Here is an 11173-nt window from a genome sequence, read left to right as displayed (position 1 = left end):
CTAGGCGAAGCGCGCCAGCTCCGCTTCGCTGAAGCCCGCCTGGCGCCGCGCCTCGATGTTGAACGGCCCTTTCAGCACCGGCGCCCCGTAGCGCACGGTCAGCGCTTCATAGGTCGACACCGGCTCCAGGCCACGCAGGCCGCACAGGTACAGGTACCAGCGGTTGCCGATCTCGACGTGTCCCACTTCGTCGCGCAGCAGCACGTCGAGGATGGCGGCGGCGGCCAGGTCGCCGGCCTGGGCCAGCTTGGCGCGCAGCGGGGGAATCGCGTCCAGCCCGCGCGCCTCGAGCGTGCGTGGCACCAGGGCCATGCGCGCCAGCACGTCGCCGCTGGTCTTCCCGACCATTTCCCACAGGCTGTCGTGGCCGGGGAAGTCGCCGTAGGCGAAGCCGAGGGTAGCCAGGTGCGCGCACAGCATCTCGAAGTGACGCGCCTCTTCGCCCGCCACCCGCAACCAGTCGCCGTAGTATGCCGGCGGCATGCCCGGGAAGCGCCACACCGCATCGAGCGCCAGGTTGACGGCATTGAATTCGATGTGGGCCAGCGCGTGCACCAGCATCGCCCGCCCTTCCGGCGTCGCCATCGAACGCCGCCCCACCAGCCGCGGCGGCACCAGCTCGGGCCTGGCCGGCCGCCCCGGGATACCTGCGGGAGCCGCCAGCGCGGCATCGGGCGCCAGGCCGGTCGCGCCGCGCGCGTGCGCGGCGCACAGCGCCGCGACCTCGGCCGTCTTGGCGGCGGGATCGGTTTCCAGCAGGGAGTGCAGAGCGCGTGCGCGAAGCTCCAGCGGTTGCGCCATGGTCGGGCCTATCGGGATCACGAAAACCGCTAGTGTAGCAAAGCGCTGCGCCGCCCTGCCCTGGTCACATCTGGCGGAACAGGTGCGCGTAGACCGGGCTGACCTTCGGCTGCTCGGGGCGGTTGCGCAGCCTGAGCGTCACCTTGCCCGTCTCGTCGCGCGCGGCGCTGGCCACGCAGGCCATGTTCACCACCGTGCTGCGGTTGATCTGGCGGAAGCGCGCCGGGTCGAGCTGCGCCAGCAGTTCCCTGAGCGGCACCCGGATCAGGGCTTCGCTCTCGGCGGTCGCTACATTGACGTACTTGTCGGTGGCCTGGAAGAACACGACGTCCGGGACCGGGATCATGCGCACGGTGTTGCCGACGGCGGCGCGGACGATGTCCAGGCGCGCGGGCGCCGTGGCGACCGGCATCAGCGACTGCAGGCGTTCCACCAGGTCGGCCAGCGGGTCCGCCTGCGGCGCCCTGCTGCCCAGCAGCGCCTGCAGCCGCTCCACCGTGCGCGCCAGGCGCGCTTCGTTGACCGGCTTGAGCACGTAGTCGGCGGCGGCCTGCTCGAAGGCCTGCACCGCATAGTCGTCGTAGGCCGTCACGAACACCACGTGCGGGAACGGCGCCGGTCCGTCCCAGCGCTCGGCCAGTTCCTCGGCCGCCTCGATGCCGGTCTGGCCCGGCATCCGGATGTCCATGAACAGCACGTCGGGGCGCGTGGCCAATGCCTGCTCGACGGCGGCGACACCGTTCGGCGCGCTGCCCAGCAGTTCCAGGCCTGGCCACAGCCTGGCCAGCATGCGGGCCAGGGTGGCAGCCAGGATCGGTTCGTCTTCTGCGATCAGTGCGCGGATGCTCATGGGGTCTCCAGGGGTAGGGTCAGGCGGGCCAGCGTGCCGTGCGGCTGCGCCGGTTCCAGCAGGATGGCGGCGCGGTCGCCGTACAGCACGCGCAGGCGTTCGCGGGTGGTGGCGACGCCGACGCCGCCGCCCCTGGTGCCGGAACGGGCCGGCCCCGGGTCCAGGCCCACGCCGAGGCCGAGGCCGGAATCGCACACGCTGACTTCGAGCAGGACACCGCGCGCCGCGGCCTCGATCAGGATCTCGCCGCCCTCGATCTTCGGTTCCAGTCCGTGCACGATCGCGTTCTCCACCAGCGGCTGCAGCAGCATCGGCGGCAGCCGCGCCTGGCCCAGCTCCGCCGGCAGCACCAGGCGATAGCGCAGGCGCTCACCCATGCGCACGCCCATCAGGCCGAGGTAGGCCTCCATCGCGGCGAACTCCTCGCCCAGCGTGGTGCTGTCGGCGCGCGAGACGCCGAGGGTCGCGCGCAGGTACTGGATGAGCTGGTCAAGCATGGCGTTGGCGCGGTCCGGATCGATCGCGATCAGGCCCTGCAGGTTGGCCAGGGTGTTGAACAGCATGTGCGGTTCGATCTGGGCCTGCAGCAGCCGCAGCTGGGCCTGCAGCGCCTGGCGTTCGATGGTCTCGGCGCGCAGCAGGGCCGCCTGCTGCTCCAGCCTGGCGTGGCGCAGCCCTTCGCGGAACTCGATCAGCCAGGTACCCGCCATCAGCACCATGAAACTCAGCAGCACCATGCTCAGGCGCGGCAGGGTCGGATACTCGGCCAGCGAAGGCACGGGATGCAGGAACAGCGGCCCGACCAGCTGCACGGCGCTGAAGTGCGCCAGCGGCGCGGCCACGGCGCCGACCGCCGCCAGCGCCAGCCACTGGCGGCGCGGGCGCCGCATGCGCCCCGACTGTGGCCAGCACAGCAGGCGGGCCGTGTCGACGATGGCGAAGCCGGACACCGAGATGAAGCAGGAGTACAGCACCTGCTCGTACAGGGTTTCCGGACGTCCCACCACCAGCGTGATGATGAACGCCGCCAGCACGCCCACCACCGTGGCGAAGCGCAGGTCGCGCAGCAGCCGCAGGGCGAAAGCACCCTGGTCGACGGGGGGCGGGTGGTCGGGGGCGGCCGCGGTGGCCGGGAACAGGCTGCTCATGCTTCCTCGCGGGACGATTCGGGATAGCGCATTCTGCAGAGACGACGCGGCGGCGGCAAGCACGATGCGACGAACGCCGCTTCCCGCGCCGTGAACCCGCCTGGCGCGCGCGCCATCGCCACGCGGCCTATGTCACAGTCGGCCTGTTTCCTGTAGGATAGTGCCTTTAATCAGGTTTAGCCCAGCCATTCATCCTCAGGGCGAGCGCGGACAACCCGCTCGCACATGGCCGCGCACCCTGCAGTTCTCAACCCGATCATCGACAGAGTATCGCGGAACCGGCCCGCCTGGTTCCGCCCGAAGTGTATGGAGCATTCGCCGCTACCGCGCGCCACCGTGCGCCGCCGCACCGTCCTGGCCTGCACGGCCCTTGTGCTGGCCGTCGCCGCCGCCGAGGCGGCGCGCTGGGCCCGCAGTGCGCGCGCCGCCGCCCCGGCCAGCCTGCCGGCCATGGTGCCGGGGCGCGTCAGCCTGCATGAACTGTCGCGTTCCCTGATCCCGATGCCGCGCAACACCCCTTCGGCCCATGCGAGCGCCCTGGCGACACTGCCGGGCGACCGCCTGCTCACCTTCTGGTGGGCCGGCAGCCGCGAGAGCGGTCCGGACGTCAAGGTCTATGCCGCCCAGTGGCATAACGGCAAATGGGGTACGCCATGGGAAGTCGCCAGCCGTGCCTCGCTCGGGGCGGCGCTCGGCTTCGGCGTACGCCGCATCGGCAACCCGGTGGCCTGGACCGGGCCCGACGGCCGCATCCACCTGTATGTGGTGGCGACCGGCCTGGGCGGCTGGGCGGCGTCGCGCGTGGCGCACCTGGTCTCGTCCGACGAAGGCGCCAGCTTCGCGATGAAGCGCGTGCTGCCGATGTCGCCCCTGTTCAATACCAGCGTGCTGGTGCGCACGAATGCGGTCGGCCTGGTCGACGGCGGCTGGTGGCTGCCCGTGTATTTCGAACTCGGCATCAAGTATCCGATGCTGATGGCCTTCGGCCCGGACGGCGAGCCGACCGGGATGGCGCGCATCGGCGCCCGCACCACGACCCTGCAGCCGGCCATCGTGCCGGTCTCGGGCACGGAGGCGAGGGCCTGGATGCGCGACGCCAGCGACGAGCGCCGGGTGCAGCATGCCTACAGCCGCGACGGCGGCGCCAGCTGGGAAGACCTGCCGCCGCTGGCACTGAACAACGAGAACACCTCGATGGCGGTGCTGCGCCTGGAAAACGGCGACTTCCTCATGCTGCACAACCACATCCAGGACGGCGGTTCCGCGCGCAGCCTGCTGCGGCTGTCGCTCTCGCGCGACGGGCAGACCTGGCACACCGTGGCCGATGTCGCCAGCGGCGGCGCGGGCGCCGAATTCTCCTACCCCACCATGCAGCTGGTCGGCAGGGAGCTGCACCTGACCTATACCCACCAGCGCCAGGCAATCGCGCACCACCGTTACCGGATCAGCATTGGAGAGAACATCTGAATGAGCCTGCCTGAACTGTCCTGGCAATTCGCCTATGCCCGCCTGGGCTGGGCCCTGGTGCTGGCCGCGCTGGTGGCCGGCGTGCTCGAACTGCTGCTGGCGCGCACCCAGCCGCAGCGCTGGCGCCTGCCGCGCAAGCCGCTGGCCGCGATCGCCTTCCTGAGCCTGGCCTGGATGGCGCTGCCGGGCGAGGCCTCCCCGGCCTGGCACCTGGGGTTGGCCTTCCAGTCCCCAAGCGCCCTGCTGGCCTGCCTGTGCGCGGCCAGCCTGCTGGCGCGCTGGCACGGCGTGGCGCGCAGCCGGCCGCTCCTGCCGCTGCGCCTCGCCGCGGCGCTGGCGGCAGCCGGCACCCTGCTCTACCTCGATGCTTTCGGCCTGCTCGCGCACGGCTACTACCACGCCGGCTTCGGCGCCGGCGCGGCCCTGCTCGCGGTGCTGCTGGCGGCGGCCTGCGCAGCCTGCATCGTCCGTGGCCGGGCCCGCGCCCAGGCCGGCGCGCTGCTCGGCGCCATCCTGCTGTTCTCCGGCGCGCGCCTGCCCACCGGGAACCTGTGGGACGCGCTGCTCGACCCGCTGCTGTGGGCCTGGGCCCTGTCGACCCTGGGCCTGGCCGGACTGCGCGTCGTGCAGCGCCGCGGCGTGGGCGGGCACCAGCCCATCGAGCCACAGCTGCCCGCCATGCAGGCTGGCGGCACCGAACCGTTTTCATCCCTCAAGGAGTCATCTTGACCACCCGGAATCCGATTCTGCATCCCGTGCTCGCCACCGGGATCCTCATCAACGTCTTTGTCCTGCTGCTGGCCGTGGCCTGGTCCGGCGACAGCGCCAAGCTGTGGCGCCTGCTGAGCGAGGACGGCATCGTCGAGTGGATGCAGTTCCTGTGCTTCACGGTGATCGCCCTGCTGCTCGGCTTCGCCTTCAGCGAGCGCCTGAAGCGCAATGAGCGCAGCGCACTGGAACTGCTGGCCCTGGGCGGCCTGAGCCTGCTGTGCGCGCTGGCGGCGCTCGAAGAGATCAGCTGGTTCCAGCGCGTCCTCGACATCCAGTCGCCCGAGTTCTTCCTGCAGAATAACCGCCAGGCCGAAACCAACCTGCACAACATGGCGGTCGGCAGCGGCAGCCTGCACAAGAACGTGATCCTGAAGCTGATCGTGATCGTCGGCCTGGCCCACAACCTGGTGCTGCCGCTGGTGGCGCGCGTCAAGCCGGGCGTGCAGCGCTGGGTCGAGTCGCTCGGGCTGTACCTGCCGCCGCTGGCGGCCTCGATCCCCTACCTGGTGCTGGTGGCGCTGTCGCACCTGCTGATCGACCATCCGCGCAAGGGCGAGCTGGGCGAGATGTTCGGCGCCGTGCACTACCTGGCGACCGTGTTCGCCGCCTACTTCGCGGGGGTGAACTATAGCCGCCCGACCCTGTTCGAGGACGCCGGCGACATCCGCCGCCTGGGCAAGCTGGTGTCCCTGTGGGTGCTGTTCCTGCTGCTGGTGAGCTGGCTGCTCAGCGCCGGCGCCGGCGCCGGCGCGGCCGGCGCCTGAGCCTGCGGCAGGCGGACGCCGTCCGCGGCCCGGCTGGTACATGATGCCGGCATGACGCATCCAACCGAAGCACTGTTTCCTGGCTTTCGCCGCTTCGTCCTTCCCGGCGCGGACGGCGTTGCCATCGCGGGGGTGCTGGGCGGCGCCGGGCCGCCGCTCCTGCTGCTGCATGGCCACCCGCAGACGCACGCGATCTGGCACCGGGTCGCGCCCCTGCTGGCCGCCGATTTCACCGTCGTCGCCTGCGACCTGCGTGGCTATGGCGACTCGTCGCGGCCCGCCGACGCGGCCGACCATGCCGGCTACAGCAAGCGCAGCATGGCGGCCGACTTCCCGGCCGTGATGGGCGCGCTCGGTTTCGGGCGCTTCGCCGTGATCGGCCACGACCGCGGCGCGCGCGTCGCGCACCGCCTGCTGGCCGACCACCCGGATGCCGTCACCCGTGCCGTGCTGCTCGACATCGCGCCCACGCTCGCCATGTACGAGGGCGCCGACGAGGCGTTTGCGCGCGCCTACTGGCACTGGTTCTTCCTGATCCAGCCGGCGCCGCTGCCGGAACGCCTGATCGAGGCCGACCCGGCCGCCTACCTGCGCGACGTGATGGGCCGCCGCAGTGCCGGCCTGGCCCCGTTCGACCCGCGCGCGCTGGCCGAATACACGCGCTGCCTGGCCCGGCCCGGCGCCGCCCACGCCATCTGCGAAGACTACCGGGCCGCGGCCGGCATCGACCTCGAGCACGAGCGCGCGGAGCGTGCGGCCGGACGGCGTTTCGCCACCCCGCTGCTGGTGCTGTGGGGCGCGCAGGGCGTGGTCGGGCGCTGCTTCGATCCGCTCGCGCAATGGCGCCGGCTCGGCACCGAGGTGGAAGGCGAAGCCCTCGATTGCGGCCACTACATCCCGGAAGAAGCGCCGCACGCCCTGGTACGGCGGGTGCTGCCTTTCCTGCGCCTGGACGCGCCCCCTGGCGCCTGAGCGAAGCGAGACGGCGAACGTTCAGGCGCGCGCCGGGCCTGGGGCAGCCCTGTCTATAATCGCGTGGCGCAGGCTGGGCGGGTTGCGCACCCGGCCGGCGCCCTGCTCCCCGGACCGGCGACCGCTGTTCGCCGGAATGCTTCCTCTGGATACCTGGACCGGTACGCACTGGCACGAAACGGCTTCGGCATGGACCGCAGCGACGAGGACTTGCCCAGAACGGCCGCGGCCGGCGACGGCGCCGCACCGCGCCGGCTGCTGGGTTTGCGCGAGGCAATTGCCCTGATCGTGGGCGTGGTGATCGGCGCCGGTATCTTCAAATCCCCTTCCATCGTAGCCGGCCTCAGCGGTAGCGCCGGATGGATGTTCGCCCTGTGGCTGCTCGGCGGCCTGATCTCGCTGGTGGGCGCGCTCTGCTACTCCGAACTCAGCACGGCCTATCCGCACCCGGGTGGCGACTACCACTACCTGCACCGCGCCTATGGCCGCGGTACCGCCTTCCTGTTCGGCTGGGCGCGCTTCGCCGTGATCACCACCGGCTCGATCGCGCTGCTGGCCTTCGTGTTCGGCGACTACATGCAGCAGGCGCTGCCGCTGGCCATGCTGCCCGAGGGCTGGGGCGCGGCCGCCTACGCCTGCGCGGTCATCGTGCTGCTGTCGCTGCTCAACCTGCGCGGCCTGCGCGCCGGGGCGGGGGCCCAGACCTGGCTTACCATGGCCGAGATCGGCGGACTGGTACTGCTGGCGGTGGCCGCGGCCTTCTTCGCCTCGCCGGCCCCGCCGCCGCCCGCCGACGCGGCGGCCACGACCGCGGCCCCGGCCTCGATCGGGCTGGCCATGGTGTTCGTGCTGCTGACCTACGGCGGCTGGAACGAGGCGGCCTACATCAGCGCCGAGGTGCGCGGCGGTGCCGCCAGCATGGTGCGCGCGCTGACCCTGTCGATCGGCATCATCACCGTGCTCTACCTGATGGTGACCTGGGCCTGCCTGCAGAGCCTGGGCATGCACGGCATGGCCCGCTCCGAGGCGCTGGCGGCCGACGTCATGGGCCTGGCCTTCGGGCCTTCCGGCCAGAAGCTGATCTCGGTGCTGGTCGCGGTCTCGGCGCTCACCTCGATCAACGCGACCATGATCGTCGGTGCCCGCACCGGCTTCGCGATGGGCCGCGACTGGGCGCCGCTGCGCCGCCTCGGCCAGTGGGACGGGGAGCGCGGCACGCCGGCGGTGGCGATGTCGGTCCAGTGCGGCGCCGCCCTGCTGCTGGTCGGGCTGGGCGTGGCCTCGGGCAGCGGCTTCAAGGCCATGGTCGAATTCACCGCGCCCGTATTCTGGCTGTTCTTCCTGCTCAGCGGCCTGTCGCTGTTCGTGCTGCGCCGGCGCGAGCCGGCCTTGCCGCGCCCGTTCCTGGTGCCGTTCTATCCCGCGCTGCCGCTGCTGTTCTGCGCCAGCTGTGCCTACATGCTCTGGTCCAGCCTGTCCTACGTGGGCAGCCAGTCGCTCGGCGGCATCAACGCGGCCTGGATCGGGCTGGCGGTGCTGGCCAGCGGCGGGCTCCTGCTGCTGTTCCTCGGCCGCAGCGAACGCGGCCCGTCCTGAGCCCTGCCCCAACCACCTCGTGAAGGAGTGCCCATGAAGCCCGATCCCCACCGCCGTACCCTGCTGCTGTCGGCCGCCGCACTGGCCGGCGCGCAGCTGTTGCCGGGCCACACCCTGGCCCAGGATGCCGCCGCGCCTTCGCGCCTGGACGTGCCCTACGTACCGACCCCGCAGGACGTGGTCGAGCGCATGCTCGAGATGGGCCGGGTCGGCAGCCAGGACGTGCTGTACGACCTGGGCTGCGGCGATGGCCGCATCGTCATCACCGCCGCCAGCGCGCGCGGCGCGCGCGGCACCGGCATCGACCTGGACCCGGTGCGCATCGCCGAGGCCCGCGAGAACGCCAGAAAGGCCGGGGTGAGCGGACGCGTCAACTTCCTGGTCGGCGACCTGTTCCAGGCCGACGTCTCGCCGGCCACGGTGGTGACCTTGTACCTGCTGCCCTCGGTCAACCTGAAGCTGCGTCCGCGCCTGTGGCGGCAGCTGCGGGTCGGCACCCGGGTGGTGTCGCACGCCTTCGACATGGGGCCGGACTGGCCACCCGAGCGAAAGGACGAGGTGGACGGCCGCAGCATCTATTTCTGGACCATCACCCAGGCCAACAAGCGCGCCGCCAGCGCGTGAGTGAAACGAAAGGGTTTTTTCTGGTCCGGCATTCATGGCCGTACCCGTCCCATTCCGGTGCGCGAAATTTTGCCAAACTGCGCTTTAGGCAAATAATCTGTGCATGAGGACGGTTGTGTCCGAATTTTGCGTGATCAGCGCCGGACCAGGATCGCCTCCCCCTGGGACGTTTGCCATTTCCTTATTGTTTCCCAAGAGGTAAGCTACAGGGCCGGCGCCCGCGCGCGCCGCCTCCATTGACCGTTTGGCTATCCGACATGACCCCTGCGAACGACACCGATTCCGGCCTTCCCCTCGACATGATCATCTTCGGCGGCATGGGCGACCTGGCCATGCGCAAGCTGCTGCCCGCGCTCTACATGGCCTACCTGCACGGCAACCTGCCGTCCTCGACCCGCATCATCTCGACCGGGCGCCAGGAGTTCGAGCGCGACGCCTACCTGGCCCACATCGCCACGCATTCGCGTCCCTTCATCGCCGACGCGAACTACAACGACAGAACCTGGGACGGCTTCCTGCAGCTGCTCGACTACGTGCGCCTCGACGTCCAGCAGGCGCCCGACTTCGGCGCCCTGGCGCGCGCCACGCATGCCGGCGCCCAGCGCGTGTTCTACCTTTCCACGGCCCCCGCGCTGTTTACCACCATCTGCGAAAAACTGGCCGCGGCCGGCCTGGTCGACGCCCATGCCCGCGTGGTGCTCGAGAAACCGCTGGGCCACGACCTCGCCTCCGCCATCGAGATCAACGAGGCGGTGGGCCGCCATTTCGCCGAATCCCAGATCTACCGCATCGACCACTACCTAGGCAAGGAAACGGTGCAGAACCTGATGGTGCTGCGCTTCGGGAACTCGATCCTGGAACCGCTGTGGCGCGCGCCGAACATCTCGAGCGTGCAGATCACGGTGGCCGAGGAAGTGGGCGTGGGCAGCCGCGCCGGCTTCTACGACGGCACCGGCGCCATGCGCGACATGGTGCAGAACCACCTGCTGCAGCTGCTGTGCATCGTCGCGATGGAGCCGCCCACCTCGCTGGCGCCGGACGCGGTGCGCGACGAGAAGCTGAAGGTGCTCCGCTCGCTGCGCCGCATGAAGCTGGCGGACATCGCGCGCGACACCGTGCGCGGCCAGTACACCCATGGCGTCAGCGGCAACCAGGAGGTGGACGGCTACCTCGAGGAGCAGAACGTGCCGCCGGGCAGCCGCACCGAGACCTTCGTCGCCCTGCGCGCCCACATCGACACCTGGCGCTGGTCGAAGGTGCCGTTCTACCTGCGCACCGGCAAGCGCATGGCGCGGCGCTCGTCGAAGATCGTGGTCGAGTTCGCGAATCCTCCGTTCCCGCTGTTCCCCGACATGCCGGGCGGCGTCGCCAACCGCCTGGTGATCGAGCTGCAGCCGGAAGAAGCGATCAAGCTGCAGATCATGGCCAAGCAGCCCGGCAGCGGCATGCAGATGCAGCAGGTGGCGCTGAACCTCGATTTGCAGTCGGCCTTCCAGCAGCGCCGCGCCGAAGCCTACGAGCGCCTCCTGATCGACGTCGTGCGCGGGCGCCTGACCCACTTCATGCGGCGCGACGAACTCGAGGCCGCATGGGAATGGGCCGACCCGATCATCGAGAGCTGGGGCACGCTGGGCGAGAAGCCCCACCCCTATCCGGCCGGCTCCTGGGGCCCGGCCGAATCGTTCGCGCTGATGGCGCGCGACGGTTTCGCCTGGGTCGAGTAGGGCACCCGGGTGCGGCGCCGCCAGAGCCAGGCATACAGCGCCGCGTTGACCGCGAGCACTCCGGCGGCCAGCGCCAGTTGCAGGCCGCGGCTCATCGCGCCCGGATACACCAGCGGCAGCAGGTAGTGCTCGATGAAGCCGTCCGCGTAGCCGGCCACGCCCGCCAGCGCGCGCAGGCGGTTTTCGAGGTAGGTGAGCGGGCAGACCGCGCCCAGCACCTCGATCCCGAAGCCCCAGGCCGCGGCCGCCAGGTGCAGCGGGAGCAGGCGCGGCCAGCGCGCCACCAGCAAGGCGCCGAACACGACGAACAGGATAAAGCCGAGGTGCAGCAGGAGCACGGCATCGGCGAGGAATCGGTAACCCATGTTGAGACTTCCGGAAAGCGCTGCGTTCCGCCAGTTTAATACGCCGCAAGGGCCGGCGCGCGAGGCGGCGCGCGCGATTGTGGGCGAGGTG

At 70.8% G+C, this 11173-nt stretch carries 11 protein-coding genes; 7 read left to right on the top strand and 4 right to left on the bottom strand.

What is annotated here, in order from left to right:
• The 3 genes from LE190_RS06785 to LE190_RS06775 form a co-directional block, all read right to left on the bottom strand.
• A complete protein-coding gene (locus tag LE190_RS06785; protein ID WP_225237965.1) occupies positions 1–801 on the bottom strand; it encodes a ferritin-like domain-containing protein in 801 nt (266 codons plus the stop codon).
• Between the two features lie 64 nt (positions 802–865).
• Positions 866–1651: a LytR/AlgR family response regulator transcription factor gene (locus LE190_RS06780; protein WP_225237964.1), complete on the bottom strand. Its 786-nt coding sequence runs from the start codon at positions 1649–1651 to the stop codon at positions 866–868.
• Positions 1648–2799 carry a sensor histidine kinase gene (locus LE190_RS06775; protein WP_225237963.1) on the bottom strand — a complete coding sequence of 384 codons (1152 nt, stop codon included), beginning with the start codon at positions 2797–2799 and terminating at the stop codon, positions 1648–1650. Before LE190_RS06775 ends, LE190_RS06780 begins: the two co-directional genes overlap by 4 nt.
• Positions 2800–3105: 306 nt before the next feature.
• Between LE190_RS06775 and LE190_RS06770 the strand changes: the two genes are divergently transcribed.
• The 7 genes from LE190_RS06770 to zwf all read left to right on the top strand — a co-directional run bounded on the left by LE190_RS06770 (position 3106) and on the right by zwf (position 10717).
• On the top strand, positions 3106–4266 hold the full coding sequence (locus LE190_RS06770; protein ID WP_225237962.1) for an exo-alpha-sialidase: 1161 nt from the start codon (positions 3106–3108) through the stop codon (positions 4264–4266).
• Positions 4267–4995, top strand: a complete 729-nt coding sequence (locus LE190_RS06765; RefSeq protein ID WP_225237961.1) for a hypothetical protein — start codon at positions 4267–4269, stop codon at positions 4993–4995.
• Positions 4992–5801, top strand: a complete 810-nt coding sequence (locus LE190_RS06760; protein WP_225238076.1) for a hypothetical protein — start codon at positions 4992–4994, stop codon at positions 5799–5801. The genes LE190_RS06765 and LE190_RS06760 overlap by 4 nt, the downstream gene beginning before the upstream one ends.
• 51 nt (positions 5802–5852) lie before the next feature.
• Positions 5853–6773 carry an alpha/beta fold hydrolase gene (locus tag LE190_RS06755; RefSeq protein ID WP_225237960.1) on the top strand — a complete coding sequence of 307 codons (921 nt, stop codon included), beginning with the start codon at positions 5853–5855 and terminating at the stop codon, positions 6771–6773.
• Between the two features lie 189 nt (positions 6774–6962).
• Entirely contained in the window at positions 6963–8369 is a 1407-nt protein-coding gene (locus LE190_RS06750; RefSeq protein WP_225237959.1) for an APC family permease, read from the top strand.
• 33 nt (positions 8370–8402) lie between these two features.
• The gene (locus LE190_RS06745; RefSeq protein ID WP_225237958.1) at positions 8403–8993 is read left to right on the top strand and encodes an SAM-dependent methyltransferase; all 591 of its coding nucleotides are present in this window, start codon (positions 8403–8405) and stop codon (positions 8991–8993) included.
• A gap of 257 nt (positions 8994–9250) precedes the next feature.
• Positions 9251–10717, top strand: coding sequence for a glucose-6-phosphate dehydrogenase (zwf, locus tag LE190_RS06740; RefSeq protein ID WP_225237957.1), 1467 nt, complete (start codon positions 9251–9253; stop codon positions 10715–10717).
• Here the strand turns inward: zwf and LE190_RS06735 are convergent.
• Positions 10642–11082, bottom strand: a complete 441-nt coding sequence (locus tag LE190_RS06735) for a DUF2784 domain-containing protein (RefSeq protein ID WP_225237956.1) — start codon at positions 11080–11082, stop codon at positions 10642–10644. The genes zwf and LE190_RS06735 overlap by 76 nt on opposite strands.
• Positions 11083–11173: the final 91 nt, after the last annotated feature.

This window comes from Massilia hydrophila (assembly GCF_020208145.1).
Classification (GTDB): domain Bacteria; phylum Pseudomonadota; class Gammaproteobacteria; order Burkholderiales; family Burkholderiaceae_D; genus Telluria; species Telluria hydrophila.
The sequence above is the reverse complement of the archived record's forward strand: the minus strand, read 5'-3'. Positions and strand labels throughout refer to the sequence as shown.

Coding starts and splice junctions, on each gene's coding strand:
- LE190_RS06785 (WP_225237965.1), bottom strand. CDS start 801: ATGGCGCAACCGCTGGAGCTTCGCGCACGCGCTCTGCACTCCCTGCTG.
- LE190_RS06780 (WP_225237964.1), bottom strand. CDS start 1,651: ATGAGCATCCGCGCACTGATCGCAGAAGACGAACCGATCCTGGCTGCC.
- LE190_RS06775 (WP_225237963.1), bottom strand. CDS start 2,799: ATGAGCAGCCTGTTCCCGGCCACCGCGGCCGCCCCCGACCACCCGCCC.
- LE190_RS06770 (WP_225237962.1), top strand. CDS start 3,106: ATGGAGCATTCGCCGCTACCGCGCGCCACCGTGCGCCGCCGCACCGTC.
- LE190_RS06765 (WP_225237961.1), top strand. CDS start 4,267: ATGAGCCTGCCTGAACTGTCCTGGCAATTCGCCTATGCCCGCCTGGGC.
- LE190_RS06755 (WP_225237960.1), top strand. CDS start 5,853: ATGACGCATCCAACCGAAGCACTGTTTCCTGGCTTTCGCCGCTTCGTC.
- LE190_RS06750 (WP_225237959.1), top strand. CDS start 6,963: ATGGACCGCAGCGACGAGGACTTGCCCAGAACGGCCGCGGCCGGCGAC.
- LE190_RS06745 (WP_225237958.1), top strand. CDS start 8,403: ATGAAGCCCGATCCCCACCGCCGTACCCTGCTGCTGTCGGCCGCCGCA.
- zwf (WP_225237957.1), top strand. CDS start 9,251: ATGACCCCTGCGAACGACACCGATTCCGGCCTTCCCCTCGACATGATC.
- LE190_RS06735 (WP_225237956.1), bottom strand. CDS start 11,082: ATGGGTTACCGATTCCTCGCCGATGCCGTGCTCCTGCTGCACCTCGGC.